This is a genomic window from Xenophilus azovorans DSM 13620, assembly GCF_000745855.1.
Classification (GTDB): domain Bacteria; phylum Pseudomonadota; class Gammaproteobacteria; order Burkholderiales; family Burkholderiaceae_C; genus Xenophilus; species Xenophilus azovorans.
Window position 1 is genome coordinate 1 of the sequence record NZ_JQKD01000074.1, and the last position, 16316, is coordinate 16316.

At 73.2% G+C, this 16316-nt stretch carries 15 protein-coding genes and 1 pseudogene; 8 read left to right on the forward strand and 8 right to left on the reverse strand.

Annotation, left to right across the window (positions count from 1 at the left end):
- The 4 genes from Q392_RS24395 to Q392_RS24410 all read right to left on the reverse strand — a co-directional run.
- Positions 1-240, reverse strand: a 240-nt coding sequence (locus Q392_RS24395) for a leucine zipper domain-containing protein (protein WP_157007821.1), incomplete at its 3' end; no start/stop codon positions are given.
- A gap of 98 nt (positions 241-338) precedes the next feature.
- Positions 339-1988: a glucose-6-phosphate isomerase gene (pgi, locus tag Q392_RS24400; protein WP_038214018.1), complete on the reverse strand. Its 1650-nt coding sequence runs from the start codon at positions 1986-1988 to the stop codon at positions 339-341.
- 3 nt (positions 1989-1991) lie between these two features.
- Entirely contained in the window at positions 1992-2939 is a 948-nt protein-coding gene (gene tal, locus Q392_RS24405; protein WP_038214022.1) for a transaldolase, read from the reverse strand.
- A 321-nt stretch (positions 2940-3260) separates the two neighbouring features.
- Positions 3261-3905 carry a DedA family protein gene (locus Q392_RS24410; RefSeq protein WP_038214024.1) on the reverse strand — a complete coding sequence of 215 codons (645 nt, stop codon included), beginning with the start codon at positions 3903-3905 and terminating at the stop codon, positions 3261-3263.
- A gap of 51 nt (positions 3906-3956) precedes the next feature.
- Between Q392_RS24410 and mutL the strand changes: the two genes are divergently transcribed.
- The 5 genes from mutL to Q392_RS24435 all read left to right on the forward strand — a co-directional run bounded on the left by mutL (position 3957) and on the right by Q392_RS24435 (position 9897).
- Positions 3957-5825, forward strand: coding sequence for a DNA mismatch repair endonuclease MutL (gene mutL, locus Q392_RS24415; protein WP_038214030.1), 1869 nt, complete (start codon positions 3957-3959; stop codon positions 5823-5825).
- A gap of 203 nt (positions 5826-6028) precedes the next feature.
- Complete coding sequence (locus Q392_RS24420; protein WP_038214033.1) at positions 6029-6973, forward strand: alpha/beta hydrolase; 945 nt, start codon at positions 6029-6031, stop codon at positions 6971-6973.
- A 40-nt stretch (positions 6974-7013) separates the two neighbouring features.
- A complete protein-coding gene (locus Q392_RS24425; protein ID WP_038214036.1) occupies positions 7014-8261 on the forward strand; it encodes a Bcr/CflA family efflux MFS transporter in 1248 nt (415 codons plus the stop codon).
- Positions 8258-9241 carry a tRNA (adenosine(37)-N6)-dimethylallyltransferase MiaA gene (gene miaA / locus Q392_RS24430; RefSeq protein WP_038214039.1) on the forward strand — a complete coding sequence of 328 codons (984 nt, stop codon included), beginning with the start codon at positions 8258-8260 and terminating at the stop codon, positions 9239-9241. The genes Q392_RS24425 and miaA overlap by 4 nt, the downstream gene beginning before the upstream one ends.
- Complete coding sequence (locus Q392_RS24435) at positions 9238-9897, forward strand: ABC transporter ATP-binding protein (RefSeq protein ID WP_038214042.1); 660 nt, start codon at positions 9238-9240, stop codon at positions 9895-9897. The genes miaA and Q392_RS24435 overlap by 4 nt, the downstream gene beginning before the upstream one ends.
- 5 nt (positions 9898-9902) lie before the next feature.
- Here the strand turns inward: Q392_RS24435 and Q392_RS24440 are convergent, their stop codons facing one another.
- Both Q392_RS24440 and Q392_RS24445 read right to left on the reverse strand, forming a co-directional pair.
- On the reverse strand, positions 9903-10673 hold the full coding sequence (locus Q392_RS24440; protein WP_038214046.1) for a GNAT family N-acetyltransferase: 771 nt from the start codon (positions 10671-10673) through the stop codon (positions 9903-9905).
- A gap of 63 nt (positions 10674-10736) precedes the next feature.
- Positions 10737-11546 carry an NUDIX hydrolase gene (locus Q392_RS24445; RefSeq protein ID WP_038214056.1) on the reverse strand — a complete coding sequence of 270 codons (810 nt, stop codon included), beginning with the start codon at positions 11544-11546 and terminating at the stop codon, positions 10737-10739.
- Positions 11547-11618: 72 nt separating this feature from the next.
- On the opposite strand from Q392_RS24445, the gene Q392_RS24450 reads away from it, so the two are divergent.
- Genes Q392_RS24450 through Q392_RS24460 form a run of 3 tightly spaced genes read left to right on the forward strand, consistent with a single transcriptional unit; the run spans position 11619 to position 15580 of the window.
- Positions 11619-14189 (forward strand): ABC transporter permease, encoded by a 2571-nt coding sequence (locus Q392_RS24450; protein ID WP_038214058.1) that lies wholly within the window; start codon positions 11619-11621, stop codon positions 14187-14189.
- A gap of 42 nt (positions 14190-14231) precedes the next feature.
- Positions 14232-14534 (forward strand): hypothetical protein, encoded by a 303-nt coding sequence (locus Q392_RS24455; protein WP_038214060.1) that lies wholly within the window; start codon positions 14232-14234, stop codon positions 14532-14534.
- On the forward strand, positions 14531-15580 hold the full coding sequence (locus Q392_RS24460; RefSeq protein ID WP_051953925.1) for a PLP-dependent cysteine synthase family protein: 1050 nt from the start codon (positions 14531-14533) through the stop codon (positions 15578-15580). Before Q392_RS24455 ends, Q392_RS24460 begins: the two co-directional genes overlap by 4 nt.
- A gap of 30 nt (positions 15581-15610) precedes the next feature.
- Here the strand turns inward: Q392_RS24460 and Q392_RS24465 are convergent.
- Both Q392_RS24465 and Q392_RS24470 read right to left on the reverse strand, forming a co-directional pair.
- Positions 15611-15973: pseudogene (locus Q392_RS24465) on the reverse strand (cyclic peptide transporter); the annotation flags it as partial.
- A 73-nt stretch (positions 15974-16046) separates the two neighbouring features.
- The coding region (locus Q392_RS24470; protein WP_038214064.1) for an IS256 family transposase at positions 16047-16316 on the reverse strand (270 nt) is incomplete at its 5' end.

The window sequence follows — 16316 nt, forward strand, 5'->3', positions numbered from 1 at the left end:
TACGATGGCCAGCGCCACGTGGGGCTCGATGCTGCGCGGGGACCGCTCGGGGCGGGAGGACTTGTCCAGCAGGCCGGCGGCGCCGTCGGCCAGGTAGCGGGCCAGCCATTTGCGGGCTGTGACCGCGCTGACGCCGTGCCGGCAGGCGGCTTCTGACGCGCTTGCACCACGTTCTGTGATGTCTTGGACCATCTCCAGGCGGCGCAGGTAGGTCAATCGGGCATTCTTATGGGTGTTCATCCGGTTGGGTGACTTGAGTGGACTGGGGGTTTGGCGATTTCCAGTCTCTCAAAACCTCTCCGGGTGAACACCCGCAACAACCTATTGGGCCTTCACACCTAGACCATCCGGCCGAGCCTGCGCACCAGGGCCGCGGTGGACTGATCCAGCCCCGCGATGTCGCCCGAGGCCAGGCGCGGCTCGACATCCTTGGCCAGCACCTTGCCCAGTTCCACGCCCCACTGGTCGAAGCTGTTGATGCCCCACAGCGCGCCGCTGACGAAGACGCGGTGCTCATGCATGGCGATGAAGGCGCCCAGCGCCTCGGGCGTGAGCCGCTCCAGCACGAAGAAGCTGCTGGGCCGGTTGCCGGGAAAGTTGCGGTGGCCTCCGGCGATCTGGCCCCCACGCTCGCCCACTGCGTGTGGCTCGCTGCCCCCCGAGGGGGCTGCGCCGCCTTGGGGCGGCCCGGCGGCGTCGCCCTGCTTCCCGACCATCAGCGCCTGCGCCTGCGCGATGCAATTGGCCAGCAGCTTGGCGTGGTGCCCTTCCAGCGTGTGGCCGGGCTCGTGCACGGCGATGAACTCCAGCGGCACGACGTCGGTGCCCTGGTGCAGCATCTGGAAGTACGCATGCTGGCCGTTGGTGCCCGGCTCGCCCCACAGCACGGGCGAGGTGCCGTAGGGCAGCCGCTGCCCGGCCAGGTCGACCTGCTTGCCGTTGCTCTCCATCTCCAGCTGCTGCAGGTAGGCCGGCAGGCGGCGCAGCGCGGCGTGGTAGGGCGCGATGCTGCGGCTGGTGAAGCGGTGGAAGTTGCGGTACCACACGTCCAGCAGGCCCAGGCGCACCGGCAGGTTCGATGCCAGCGGCGCGGTGCGGAAGTGCTCGTCCATCGCATGCGCGCCGGCCAGGAAGGCGCGGAAGCCTTCGGCCCCGATCGCCAGCGCGATCGGCAGGCCGATGGCCGACCACATGGAGTAGCGCCCGCCCACCCAGTCCCAGAAGCCGAAGGTGGTCTCGATGCCGAAGGCGCGCGCCGCTTCCACGTTGGTGGTCAGCGCCGCGAAGTGGCCGGCGATGTCGTTGCCGCCGGACTGCGCATACCAACGCTTGGCCGACTGCGCGTTGGCCATGGTTTCGGCGGTGGTGAAGGTCTTGGAGGCGATCAGGAACAGCGTGTGCTCCGGCGCCAGGTCCTCCAGCACGGCGTCCAGCTCGTGCCCGTCCACGTTGGAGACGAAGTGGAAGTGCTTGCCCGGCGCCGCGAACTCGGCCAGCGCCTGCACCGCCATCTGCGGCCCCAGGTCGGAGCCGCCGATGCCGATGTTCACCACGTCGGTGATGGTGTGGTCGGCGCGCACCTTTTCGGCGTAGGCGAGCATGGCGCCCAGCGTCTCGTGCACCTGCGCCAGTTCGGCCGGCACGGCGGCGGCCGATGCCGCGCCGGGCGGGCAGCGCAGCAGCCAGTGCATCACGGCGCGGTCTTCCGTCGCATTGATGTGCTCGCCGGCGAACATCGCGTCGCGTTTCGCCTCCAGGCCGCATTCGCGCGCCAGCTGCAGCAGCAGTTGTTCCGTGCGCGCGTCGAGCAGGTTCTTCGACAGGTCGGCGAAGACATACGGCGCCTCCTGCGCGAAGGCCTCAGCGCGGCCCGCATCGGCGGCGAAGGCCTCGCGCAGGTCGAAGCCGCGGCCCGCGGCATCGAAGTGCGCCTGCAGCGCGGCCCAGGCGGGCGTGCGGTCGCATCGCGGCGAAGGTGTCGCGGCCATGGCTCAGGCCCCCATCAGGCGTTCCAGCTTGACCGCGTCGGCGGCGAAGGCGCGGATGCCCTCGGCCAGCTTCTCGGTGGCCATCGCGTCCTCGTTGAGCGCGAAGCGGAAGGCGGCCTCGTCGTAGCGCACCTCCGGGATGTCGCGGTCGCGCGCCGCCGATGCATCGAGCGCATGGGCCAGCGGCGCAGTGCTGCCCGCCAGCTCGGCCAGCAGCTCGGGGCTGATGGTCAGCAGGTCGCAGCCGGCCAGCGCGGCGATCTGCCCGGTGTTGCGGAAGCTCGCGCCCATCACCTCGGTGGCGATGCCGTGCTTCTTGTAGTAGTCGTAGATCTGGCGCACCGACTTCACGCCGGGATCGTTGGCGCCGGCGTTCGCGGCCTCGTCCCACTGCGCGCCGGCGGCCTTCTTGTACCAGTCGTAGATGCGGCCGACGAAGGGCGAGATGAGCCTGACGCCCGCCGCGCCGCAGGCCACCGCCTGCGCGAAGGAGAACAGCAGCGTCAGGTTGGTGTGGATGCCTTTCTTCTCCAGGATCTCGGCGGCGCGGATGCCCTCCCAGGTGGAGGCGATCTTGATGAGCAGCCGCTGCTCGACGTCCACCCCCTCGGCGCGGTACAGGGCCACGATGCGCTCGGCGCGCTCGACGGTCGCCGCGGTGTCGAAGGACAGGCGCGCGTCCACCTCGGTGGAGACGCGGCCGGGGATGAGCGAGAGGATCTCGGTGCCGAAGCGCACCAGCAGGTGGTCGATCACCTCGTCGACCGGCTTGCCCTTGTGCGCGGCGACGGTCTCGTCGAGCAGCGGCCGGTAGTCGGGCTTCTGCACGGCCTTGAGGATGAGCGAGGGATTGGTGGTCGCGTCCTGCGGCTTGAACTGGGCCAACTGGCGGAAATCACCCGTGTCGGCCACCACGGTGGTCCACTGGCGAAGGGCTTCGAGCTGGTTCATGGCGTGTGTTTTCTCCGGGGGAAAGGCGGCCTCGTGACGCCGGCGATCGCCGGGCGGGCCGCAGCATGGGCATGGTAAACGGGCTGCGTGGCGAGGCTGATATGCGGGGGATCGGGGGTCGGTACGTATTTCTTTCCGAGGGTGCGCTGTTGTGCCGGCCCGGGCCCCGTTCAATTCCCCTCACCCGTTCACGCTGAGCCTGTCGAAGCGCGTCACCCGGCTTCGACAGGCTCAGCCCGAACGGGGGTTGGGGTATCAGCTTCCCCGTTGGATGCTCTATCAACGGTTCCGCGCCCCCAACGGTCAAGCCAGGAAATGCAGTCAGGCGCGCTGCGCCCGTGCCCCTTTCCATGCCCCGAAGATCGCGATCAGCCCCGGCACCAGGATCAGCGCCCAGATGATCTTGTCCAGGTGCTCCTTGACGAAGGGCAGGTTGCCGAAGAAATAGCCCGCCGTGCAGATGCCCACCACCCACAGCAGCGCCCCGCCGACGTTGAAGGCGGTGAACTTGGCGCGCCCCATCTCGGCCACGCCCGCGACGAAGGGCGCGAAGGTGCGGATGAAGGGCATGAAGCGCGCCAGCACGATGGTGACGCCGCCGTAGCGCTCGTAGAAGGCGTGCGCCTGGTCGAAGGCCTTCCTGTTGAAGAAGCGCGAGTGCTCCCACTGGAAGACCTTCGGCCCGAAGTACCGCCCGATGCTGTAGTTGCACTGGTCGCCCAGCACCGCCGCCGCCAGCAGCACCGGCACCGCGATGCCGAAGTGCATCAGCCCCGCGCCGCACAGCGCGCCGACGATGAACAGCAGCGAGTCGCCCGGCAGGAAGGGCATGACCACCACGCCCGTCTCGACGAAGACGATGAGGAACAGCAGCGCGTATACCCAGGGCCCGTAGGCCACGACGAAGGCTTCGAGGTGCTTGTCGACGTGGAGGATGAAATCGATCAGGAAGGCGACGAGATCCATGCGACCGGCATTATCCCGACGGCTCTGCGCGCGGCTTCCTAGAATGCCCCGGTGAGCGCCCTTCCCTCCGCCATCGACGCCGCGGCCGGCACGCGCCGGCCGATCCGCGAACTCCCCGACGAACTCGTCAGCCAGATCGCCGCCGGCGAGGTGGTGGAGCGCCCCGCGTCGGTGGTGCGCGAGCTGGTGGACAACGCGCTGGACGCCGGCGCCGCGCAGATCACCGTGCGCCTGCTGGCCGGCGGCGTGCGGCTGATCGCGGTGGAGGACGACGGCGTCGGCATCCCGCGCGAGGAACTGCCGCTGGCCCTGCGCCGCCATGCCACCAGCAAGATCGCCAGCCTCACCGACCTCGAATCGGTCGGCACCATGGGCTTTCGCGGCGAGGCGCTGGCCGCCGTCAGTTCCATTGCCGAGCTGAGCATCCTCTCGCGCCACGCGCAGGCCGACGGCGCCTGGCTGCTCGACGGGCGCACCGGCGAGCTCAAGCCGGTGGCGCGGGCGCAGGGCACCTCGGTCGAGGTGCGCGAACTGTTCTTCGCCACGCCGGCGCGCCGCAAGTTCCTCAAGACCGACGCGACCGAACTCGCGCACTGCCTCGAGGCGGTGCGCCGCCACGCGCTGGCGCGGCCGGAGGTCGGCTTCACCGTCTGGCACGAGGGCCGGCTGGTCGAGCAGTGGCGCCCGACGGCGAACGCCGCGCAGCGCATCGCCGACGTGCTGGGCGACGACTTCGTGGCGCAAAGCGTGGAGGTCGAGCACGGCACCGGCGCGGTGCGCGTGAGCGGCCACGCCGGCGTGCCCGACGCGGCCCGCTCGCGCGCCGACCAGCAGTATTTCTACGTCAACGGCCGCTTCGTGCGCGACAAGGTGCTGCAGCACGCGGTGCGCAGCGCCTACGAGGACGTGCTGCACGGCCAGCGCCAGCCGGTGTTCGTGCTGCACCTGTCGATCGATCCGACGCGGGTGGACGTGAACGTGCATCCCACCAAGATCGAGGTGCGCTTCCGCGACGGGCGCGAGGTGCACCAGGCGGTGCGCCATGCCATCGAGAACGCGCTGGCCGCGCCGCGCGCGCAGGCCATCGGCGCCGACATGGCGGCCGCGCGGCCGGCGCCGCTGTTCCGGCCGGACGCGCCGCCGGCGCCCGCGCCCTGGATGCAGCCGGCGATCCACTTCGCGGCAGAGCGCGGCCCGGGCGACATGGCGGCGATGTGGCCGGCCTCGCGCGCCGAGCCGGACGCGGCGGGCGCGATGCCGACCGCGGCGCCCGTGCCGGCCTTCCAGCCCGCGGCGGCCGCCCCGCTTCCCGCCCCCGCAGCCGACGGCGCGCAAGACTGGCCGCTGGGCCGCGCCCTGGCCCAGTTGCACGGTATCTACATCCTGGCCGAGAACCGCCAGGGCCTGGTCATCGTCGACATGCACGCCGCGCACGAGCGCATCGTCTACGAGCGGCTGAAGACGCAGCTCGACGGCAGCGCCATCGCCAGCCAGCCGCTGCTGATCCCGGCGCCCTTCGCCGCCACCCCGCAGGAGGTGGCCACCGCCGAGGCCTGCGCCGCCGTGCTGCCGGCGCTGGGGCTGGAGGTCTCGCCCTTCTCGCCGCGCACCCTGGCGGTGCGCGCCGTGCCCGCCGCCCTGGCCGACGGCGACCCGGTCGAGCTGGCCCGCAGCGTGCTGGCCGAACTGGCCCAGCACGAGGCCAGCACCGTGGTGCAGCGCGCCCAGCACGAACTGCTGGCCACCATGGCCTGCCACGGCGCCGTGCGCGCCAACCGCCGTCTGACGCTGGAGGAGATGAACGCCCTGCTGCGCCAGATGGAGGCGACCGAGCGCTCCGACCAGTGCAACCACGGGCGGCCCACCTGGCGCCAGCTCAGCGTGCGCGAGCTGGACGGCCTGTTCCTGCGCGGGCGCTGAGCCCGCCGCAGCCAGCGCGCCCTCGCCGGCGCAACCCCGGGTTTTCCGCAGTCGGCAAACGTCCAGGCACAGCCGTTGCATGTCGTATCTTCTGCCACGCCACCCGGCGCGGCAGGACGAAGGGGGACGACCGGGTCGAGACGACGGCCGGATCCGGTGCGAACGAGTGAACTTTTGGCCGCCATCCGATCTCTTCTCCCCCGATGAAGCGCTGGACCGCGTTGCTTTCCGCCCTTTCCCTCGCCGCCCTCCTGGGTGCCGGCTGCGCCACGCTGGACGAGCGCCAGCGCGAATGGATCTTCCAGCCCAGCGACCTGAGCTGGGGCAACACTGCCGCCATGGCCGCCGGCATGCAGGACGTGTGGATCGGCTTCGACTCGCAGGTGTCCGGCCAGCGGGCGCGCCTGCACGGCCTGTGGCTGGGCGAAGGCGACGCGCAGGCCGACCCCCGCCGGCCGGTGATGCTGTACCTGCACGGCGCGCGCTACAACGTCGCCGGCTCGGCGCCGCGCATCCAGCGCATGCACGAGCTGGGCTTCTCGGTGCTGGCCATCGACTACCGCGGCTTCGGCAAGAGCACCAAGGCACTGCCCTCGGAGGCCTCCGCCCGCGAGGACGCCCGCGCCGCCTGGGCCTGGCTGGCCAGGCAGTATCCCGACAACCCGCGCTACATCTTCGGCCACTCGCTGGGCGGCGCCATCGGCATCGACCTCGCCGCCTACGCGAAGGACGAGGCCGGCACCATCGTCGAGGGCACCTTCACCTCGATCACCGACGTGGTCAGCAGCTTCAAGTGGGGCTGGCTGCCCTTCTCGGCGCTGGTTACGCAGCGCTTCGAGGCGATCAGCAAGGTCAAGTCGATCGGCTCGCCGCTGCTGGTGGTGCACGGCTCCAACGACACGCTGATCAACCCCACGCTGGGCCGCAAGCTCTACGACGCCGCTGCGGGCCCCAAGATGTTCGTGCTGGTCGAGGGCGGCTCGCACCACAGCACCAACTCCATCGGCGAGCTGCAGTACCGCTCGGCGCTGGCGCAGCTGTTCAGGATGCAGGAGCCGCCGACGCAAGCGGCGCAGGCGGCCCCCACGCCGGCACCGCCACCACGCAGCAGCACGTCCGCCTCCGCCCGGCCGTCGCTGCAGAGCTGAGACGCAGCCGGGCCCGACCCGGCTTTGCTACGCTCGCCGGGTGCCCTCCGCCCCGCTCGCCACGCCCGCCGCTTCAGCCGCCCCCCAGAACGTCGCCCGCCCCGGGCTGCTGGTGCTGGCGCTGGCCCTCCTGCTGGGCATCCAGCCCGTCACCACCGACCTGTACCTGCCCGCGCTGCCGGCGCTCACGGCCGGCTTCGGTGCCCACATGGCGCAGGCGCAGCTCACGCTCACGGCGCTGCTGCTGGCCTTCGGCCTCTCGCAGCTCGTGCTCGGGCCGCTGTCGGACCGCTTCGGCCGCCGGCCGGTGCTGCTGTGGGGCCTGGCCGCCTACGTGGCGGCGGCCGTCGGCACCACGCTGTCGGGCTCCATCGAGGTGCTGATCGCGCTGCGCGCCGTGCAGGGCGCGGCGATGGGGGCGGCCGTGATGGCGGCGCGCGCCATCGTGCGCGACCTGTATGCGCCGGCCGACGGCGCCCGGGTGATGTCGCGCACCCTCACCGGCCTGGGCGTGATCGCCTGCCTGTGCGCGCCGGTGGGCGCGCTGGTGACCGACCTGCTGGGCTGGCGCATGGCGCTGGGCATGACGGCGGTGTTCGGCGCCGTCACGCTCGGCCTGGTGGCGCTGCGCCTGCCCGAGTCGCTGCCGCGGCCGGACCCGCACGCGCTGCGGCCATCGGCGTTGGCGCGGACCTGGAAGCAGGTGCTGGGCCACCCGGTGTTCCTGGCGTACTGCGCGCTCACCACGGCCGCCTACGGGCTGCTGTTCACCTTCCTCGCCGCCTCGTCCTTCGTCTTCCTGCAGGTGCTGGGCCTCACGCGCACCGGCTACGGTCTGGTGATGCTGTGGAACTCGCTGGCCTACATCGCCGGTACCTTCCTGTGCCGGCACTGGCTGGCGCGCCACGGCGTGCAGGGCGCGGTGGCGCGCGGCGCGGCGCTGAGCCTGGCGGGCGGCACGGCGATGGGCCTGCTGGCGCTGGCGGGCGTGCAGTCGGTGTGGGCCGTGATGGCGCCGGCCACGCTGGCGATGCTGGGCCACGGCGTGCACCAGCCCTGCGGCCAGACGGGCGCGGTCGGCCCCTTCCCGCAGGCGGCGGGCGCGGCCTCGGCGCTCAACGGCTTCGCCATGATGCTGGCGGCCTTCGCCATCGGCCACTGGCTGGGCGGCGCGCTGGACGGCTCGACGCGGCCGCTCGCGCTGGGCATCTGGTTCTGGAGCGTGTGCCTGGCCGTGCTGGGCTGGGCCGTGCTGCCGCGCGCGGTGCGCCGGGAGACACCCGCTTGACGGCGCCGCGGGGCCCCGCCTGGATCGGCATCGCCGGCCCCACCGCGAGCGGCAAGACGGCCGCGGCGCTGGCCGTCGCGCGGTCGCTGGCGCACGCGATGCCGGTGGAAATCGTCAGCGTCGACTCCGCCCTGGTCTACCGCGGCATGGACATCGGCACCGCCAAGCCCACGGCCGCCGAACGCGCCGCCGTGCCGCACCACCTCATCGACATCCTCGACCCGGCGCACAGCTACAGCGCCGCCGCCTTCGTCGCCGATGCGGTGCGGCTGGTCGCCGACATCCGCGCACGCGGCGCGCTGCCGCTGCTGGTGGGCGGCACGATGCTGTACTTCAAGGCGCTGATCGACGGCCTGGACGCGATGCCGGCGGCCGACCCTGCCGTGCGCGCGCGGATCGACGCCGAGGCGGCCGAGCGCGGCTGGCCCGCGCTGCACGCCGAGCTGGCGCAGGTGGACCCCGCCACCGCGGCGCGGCTGGCGCCCGGCGACAGCCAGCGCATCCAGCGCGCGCTGGAGGTCTGGCGCACGAGCGGCCAGCCGCTGTCGGCCTTCCAGCAGCGGGCGGCCGACACCGGCCGCCGGCCCGCGCAGGACGTCGTCCTCTTCTCCCTGGAGACCGAGGACCGCGCATGGCTGCACGAGCGCATCGCCCGGCGCTTCGACGCGATGCTGGCGGCCGGCTTCCTCGACGAGGTGCGCGCCCTGCGCGCGCGCGGCGACCTGCACCCGGGCCTGCCCTCCATCCGCTGCGTGGGCTACCGGCAGGCGTGGGAGATGTTCGACGCGCTCGGCAGCGACGCGAAGCAGCCCGGCGCCGGCGACCTGGCCGCGCTGCGCGAGCGCGGCATCGCCGCCACCCGCCAGCTCGCCAAGCGCCAGATCACCTGGCTGCGCGGCATGCCGGCGCGCCGCATCGTGCCCTGCGACGCGGCCGATGCCGCCCAGCGCCTGGCCGCCGCCGTCGCACCGCTGGCATGAAACTGCTCGTCGAGCACCTGCGCAAGCGCTACGGCGAGGCCGACGTGTTCCGCGGCGTCGACCTCGTGGTCGAGCCCGGCGAGTTCGTCGCCATCGTCGGCGAGTCGGGCGTGGGAAAGTCGACCCTGCTGAACTGCCTGGCCGGGCTGGACCGCTGGGACGAGGGGCGCGTGCTGCACGGCGACGCCGACATCGGCGCGCTCGACGACACCGCCCGTGCCCTGTGGCGCCGCGCGCACGTGGGCTTCGTGTTCCAGGCCTTCCACGTGCTGCCGCACCTGGACGTGGCGCAGAACGTCGCGCTGCCGCTGATGCTGCTGGGCCAGCGCGGGCCCGAGGCGCGCTCGCGCGTGCAGGCGATGCTGGAGGCGGTGGGCCTGGCCGGGCTGGGCGGGCGGCTGCCGCAGCAGCTCTCCGGCGGGCAGTTGCAGCGCGTGGCCATCGCGCGCGCCCTGGTGCACCGCCCGCCGCTGCTGCTGGCCGACGAGCCCACCGGCAACCTGGACCCGGCCACCGCCGCGAAGGTGATGGACGTGCTGGCCGCCCAGAGCCGCGAGCACGGCGCCAGCCTGGTGCTGGTCACCCACTCCGACAGCGCCGCCGCGCGCGCCGGGCGCGTGGTGCACCTCACGGCCGACGGCATCGCCCGCGGCTGAGGGCTTCAGCGCACCTCGGGCTGCTGCCAGTACACGTAGGTCCAGGCCGGCGAGAAGCCGATGCGCGCGTAGAGCGAGCGCGCGAGGTAGTTCTCCACCTCCACCTGGAGGAAGGCTTCCCCGATGCCGCGGCGCAGCGCCTCGGCGCCCATCGCCGCCATCAGTTGCCGCGCCAGGCCGCGGCCGCGAAAGCGCGGGCGCGTGCGCATGCCGTGCACGCCGACCAGCCCCTGGCTGAAGCAGGCGCAGCCCACGGCCGCGACCTCGCCCGTGGCGGCCGGCTGGCCTTCCGCGGTGAAGCGCACGCTGGCGTACACCGCGTCCTGCGCGCGGCGCAGCAGCCGCACGCGATGGCCGCCGTCGACCGGATCGAAGCCCTCGCCGAGGTACACGCGCGCCCAGTCGTCGCCCGGCTGCACCTCCAGCAGCACGGCGTCGCCGCGGCCGCCGTCCACCATCGCCTGTGCGGTGCCGGTCATCACCATCGTCGGGCGCGAGGGCACGTAGTCTCGCTCGCGCAGCGCCGCGTTGAACGCCTCGAAGGCGGCCACCTCCACCGGCAGGCGGAACACCGGCGCCAGGTGCCGGGCCCGATAGCGCGCCTCGATCTCCGGCAGCAGCGCCGCATCCGGCGCGTCGTGCGCGAGCGGCACCGCGCTGTGCGCCCGGCCCACCGTGCCGGCGTCCAGCGGCAGCAGCCAGCCCGGCAGTTCCTCCACCACCTCCGGCGGCACGGCGGCCAGGGTGGCGCGTTCGATGGATTCGATGGAAGGCATGGCCCGATTGTGCGTTGGTACCGCGCGCCGCCATGCGGCGGGTTTCCCGCGGGCCGCCGCGCGTCAGCCCGCCGCCGGCGCGTTGAGGAAGGTGCGCGGGAAGAAGGCCGGCCGCGCGCGGTCGCGCAGGCGCCAGCCCATGGCCGGCCGGCCGGCGGCCGCGGGGAGCATGCCCGCCTCCTCCAGGAAGCCGCCGTCCAGCATGCGCTTGCGGAAGGCGCTCTTGTCGACGAGGCGGCCCAGCACCGTCTCGTAGGCCTGCTGCAGCGCGGGCAGGGTGAAGGGCTCTTCCAGCAGGAAGGCGGGCAGCGAGGTGTATTCCACCTTGCCGCGCAGGCGCTCCAGCGCGGCGGCGAGGATCTGCGCGTGATCGAAGGCCAGGCGCTTGCGCGCGGCGGCATCGGCGCCGAACCAGGCGACCTGCGCTGCATCGCCGCCGCCGGGCCGCCCCACGGCGGCGAGCGCCCCCTCGGGGGGCAGCGAACCACGCGAAGCGGGGAGCGTGGGGGCTACGTCATCGCCCTTTTCCAGCGTGACCGACGGCGCCGGCAACAGTGCATAGAAGCAGTGGGTGGCCGACCAACCGCGCGGATCGCGCGTCGCGCCGCCCCAACTGCCGAGTTGCTCCAGGTAAGGGGTGACCGCGCCCGTCTTCTCGCGCAGCTTGCGCAGCGCGCAGTCCAGCAGGGTGGCGTCCCGCGCCATGTCCACGAAGCCGCCGGGCAGCGCCCAGCGGCCCGGGAAGGGCTCGTCCGGCCCGTCCGGCCGGCGCACCAGCAGCACCTGCAACGCATCGGCCCGGACGGTGAAGATCACCACGTCCACCGTGACCAGCGGGCGGGAGAAGTCAGGAGGCGTGCGGGGAGAAGTCATGGCAGACGGTCGGGCATCGCCAGGATATCTTAGTTGTGCTGTACCACTTGAGCCCCGCGCCACAATGCGCCCATGCTCCGGCGTCTGCTCTGCACCTTCTCCTGGCAGGAACTACGCCACCACCCCTGGCGCAGCGCCGCGGCGGTGGGCGCGGTGATGCTCGGCGTGGCGCTGGCCTTCGCGGTGCACCTGATCAACGCCTCGGCGCTGGACGAGTTCCAGGGCGCGGTGCGCTCGGTCAACGGCCAGGGCGACCTGGAGATCCGCGCGGCGCAGGGCGGCTTCGACGAGGCGCTGTACGGGCAGGTGGCGGCCCTGCCCCAGGTGGCGCTGGCCAGCCCGGTGCTGGAGGCCGACGTGGTGCTGCGCACGCCCGCCGGCGCGCGCCTCGCGCTGCGGCTGGCGGGCGTGGACGCGCTGGTGGTGCCCGGCATCGCGCCGGCGCTGGCGCCCATGGCGGCGCCCGGCGGCGATGGCGACCGCCTTGCCGTGCTGTCGCCGGGCCGCGTCTTCCTCAACCCAGCGGCGCGGCAGGCAGCAGGCGAAGCAACCGCGCTCCTGCTGATGCAACCCGACGGCACGGCGACGCGCGAACTGCGCATCGCCGGCACGGTGGCCGCAGGCGGCGCCGCGCTGGGCGTGATGGACATCGGCGCCGCGCAGGACCTGCTCGGCCGCGCCGGCCAGCTCAACCGCATCGACGTGCGGCTGCAGCCGGGCGCCGACCCGGCCGCCTTCCGCGCCGCGCTCGCCCGGCTGCCGGCCTGGAGCGCCGCGCTGCGCGTGGTCGAGCCGGCCGACGCTGCGCAGCGGGTGAGCAACCTCTCGCGCGCCTACCGCGTCAACCTCACGGTGCTGGCGCTGGTGGCGCTGTTCACGGGCGCCTTCCTGGTGTTCTCGGTGCTGGCGCTGTCGGTGGCCAAGCGCGCGCAGCAGTTCGCGCTGCTGGGTGTGCTGGGCCTGGCGCCGCGCCAGCGTCTGCATCTCGTGCTGGCCGAGTCGCTGGCGCTGGGCGCGCTGGGCAGCGCGGCCGGCATCGCGCTGGGCGCGGCGCTCGCCTGGGCGGCGCTGACGCTGCTGGGCGGCGACCTGGGCGGCGGCTACTTCCGCGGCGCGGCGCCGACGCTGCAATGGGCGTGGCCGGCCGCGCTGCTCTATGCGCTGCTGGGCATGGCGGCAGCCGGCGTCGGCGGCTGGTGGCCGGCGCGCGCGGCGCAGCGGCTGCCGGAGGCGCAGACGCTCAAGGGCCTCGGCCACACCGGCGCCGGCCCGCGCACGCCCTGGCCGGCGCTGGCGCTGCTGCTGGCCGGCGCGGCGCTCACCCGCGCGCCGGCGGTGGCGGGCATCCCGCTGGCGGCGTACCTGTCCGTCGGGCTGCTGCTGGTGGGCGGCATCGCCGCCCTGCCCTGGGCGGTGGCGCTGGTGTACGACCGGCTGGCGCCGCGCGTGGCGGACCGCCTGCTGCCGCTGCTGGCGGTGGAGCGCGCGCGCCGCATGCGCGGCACCGCCGCCATCGCGGTGAGCGGCGTGGTCGCCAGCCTGGCGCTGGCGGTGGCGCTGACGGTGATGGTGGCGAGCTTCCGCGACTCGGTGGCGCGCTGGCTCGACGTGGTGCTGCCGGCCGACCTGTACCTGCGCCCGGCCGGCAGCAGCGGCGCCGGCAGCGCGAACGCGGAGGCCGCGCCCTTCGACGCCCCCTTCGTGCAGCAGGCGGCACGGCTGCCCGGCGTGGCGCGCACGCAGACGCTGCGCACGCGCAGCCTGCTGCTCGATCCGGCGCGCCCGCCCGTCACGCTGATCGCACGGCCCATCGACGCGCAGGACGCGGCCGGCTCGCTGCCGCTGCTGGGCCCGGCGCTGCCGGTGCCGGCCGGGCGCACCGGCGTCTACGTCAGCGAGGCGATGCAGGCGCTGTACGGCGCCCGGCCGGGGCAGGATCTTCCGGTGCTGGCTTCTGCCTTCGGAGCAGGCGATGCCCATTTCTTCGTCGCCGGCGTGTGGCGCGACTACGTGCGCCAGTTCGGCGCCGTGACGATCGCCGAAGCGGACTACGTGCGCCTGACCGGCGACCGCAGCGTCAGCGACATCGCGCTGTGGCTGGCGCCCGGCGCACGCGAGGCCGCCGTGCAGCAGGCCGCGCGCGCGCTGGCGGCGCGGCGCCTGGGCGCGGCCGATGCGATCGAGTTCGCCTCGGCCGCGCAGATCCGCGCCAGCTCGCTGCGCATCTTCGACCGCAGCTTCGCCGTCACCTACTGGCTGCAGGCGGTGGCCATCGGCATCGGCCTGTTCGGCATCGCCGCCAGCTTCAGCGCGCAGGTGCTGGCGCGGCGCAAGGAGTTCGGCCTGCTGGCGCACCTGGGCCTCACGCGCGCCCAGGTGCTGGCGGTGGTCGCCGGCGAGGGCGCGGCCTGGACGGCGATCGGCGCGCTGGCCGGGCTGCTGCTGGGCCTGGCCGTGTCGGTGGTGCTGGTGAAGGTGGTCAACCCGCAGAGCTTCCACTGGACCATGGACCTGCTCGTGCCCTGGCTGCGGCTGGCGCTGCTGTGCGGCGCGGTGGTGGCGGCCGGCACACTCACTGCCTGGCTGGCCGGACGCGCCGCCGCCTCACGCGAGGCGGTGCTGGCGGTCAAGGAAGACTGGTAGCCGCCGACGCCTTCGACGCGGGGGCTCGCGGACAATCGCGCCATGAACCTTGCTTCGATCTCTTGGTGGCAACGCACAGCCCCGCTGGCCGGTGCGCTGGTGGCATGCGCGGTGCTCGCCGCCTGCGCGCAGTCTCCGGCGCCGCCCCCGCCGCCTGCCGCCTCTCAGGCCCCGCTGCCGATGCCCGGCTCGGACGTCGACCCGCAGGGCTGCAAGCCGTCCGCCGGCTACCGCTGGTGCCAGCGCACCGCCCGCTGCGAGCGGCCGTGGGAACTGGCGAAGCAGCGGGGCTTCGACAACACGCCCGAGGGCTGGCAGCGCTTCTGCGGCGCGCCTGCGCGATGACCGGCTGGCTCCACGGCGCCATCGCCCGCATCGAGGCGGATGTGCAGCGCAGCGCCGACACGCACCTGATCCCGCTGCGCCTGCCGGCCTACGAGGCGGCCGGCATCGACCTGTACCTCAAGGACGAATCCACGCACCCGAGCGGCAGCCTCAAGCACCGGCTGGCGCGTTCGCTGTTCCTCTACGCGCTGGTCAACGGGCAGTTGCGCGAAGGCATGACGGTGGTGGAGGCCTCCAGCGGCTCCACCGCCGTGAGCGAGGCCTACTTCGCCCGCCTGCTGGGCCTGCCCTTCGTGGCGGTGATGCCGCGCGGCACCTCGCCCGAGAAGATCGCGCAGATCGAGTTCCAGGGTGGGCGCTGCCACTTCGTGGAGCAGGCCGGCGAGGTGTACGACGAGGCGCGCGCGCTGGCACGCGAAAGCGGCGGCCACTACATGGACCAGTTCACCCACGCCGAGCGTGCCACCGACTGGCGCGGCAACAACAACATCGCCGACAGCATGTTCCAGCAGATGGCGCGCGAGCGGCATCCGGTGCCGGCCTGGATCGTGGTCGGCGCCGGCACCGGCGGCACCAGCGCGACCATCGGCCGCTACGTGCGCTATCGGCGCCACGCCACGCAGGTGGCGGTGGCGGACCCGGAGGGCTCGGTCTTCACCGCCTACCACGCCAGCGGCGACGAGACGCTCGCCGCGGCCGGCTCGCGCATCGAGGGCATCGGCCGCCCGCGGGTGGAGCCGAGCTTCATCCGCACGCTGATCGACCGCATGGTCCCGGTGCCCGACGTGGCCTCCATCGCCGCGATGCGCGTGCTCTCCGGCCTGCTGGGGCGCCGCGTGGGTCCGTCCACCGGCACCAGCTTCGTCGGCATGCTGGCGCTGGCGCACGAGATGCACGAGCGCGGCGAGCAGGGCTCGATCCTCTCGCTGCTGTGCGACGCCGGCGAGCGCTACCTGCCGACTTACCACGACCCGGCCTGGGTGGCCGCGCGCTTCGGCGACTGCACGCTGGCGCAGCAGGGCATCGAGGCGGCGCTGAACGGCTGAGCGCCCGCGGGGAGACGCTCCCGCCGCGCCCTACGCGGCCGCCTTCAGCGCCTCGGCGTCCGAGGGGCGGTGGCGCGCCACGATCCGGCCGTCGCGCACGTGCACCACCTCGTCCGCCACGTCGAAGTAGCGGTCGTCGTGAGAGATCACGATCAGGGTATGTCCCTTGCTGCGCAGTTCGGGCAGCAGTTGGCGGTAGAAGAGGCGGCGGAACACCGGGTCCTGGTCGGCCGCCCATTCGTCGAACACCAGCACCTGCCGCCCTTCTAGGTAGGCGTGCAGCAGGGCCAGGCGCTTGCGCTGGCCGGTGGACAGGTCCAGCGTGTCGAACGCGCCGTCGCGGATCGTCACCTTGTGGGCGATGTCCAGGCGCTTCAGGTAGGCCCGGGCCGCGGCGGCGGCCTCGGGTCGTGTCCCAATTCGTGGTGTAAGTCCACAGCCCGGACGAGGCTGAGATGCACGGTACTCAGCGAGCCACAGCGGACAGCCGAGTGGGCGCAGTGTCGCTCAGGGTCTGCAGGCCTTCAAGTTGCATGTAGCGCCGGTTGAGCGACCACTCGTCGTTCTGCTCCAGCATCATGGCGCCGACCAGGCGCACGATGGACGCATCGTTGGGGAAGATGCCCACGACGTTGGTGCGTCGCTTGATCTCCGCGTTCAGCCGCTCCAGCGGGTTGGTGCTGTAGATCTGCGCCCAGTGCGCTCGCGGGAAGGTCATGAAGGCCAGCACGTCGTT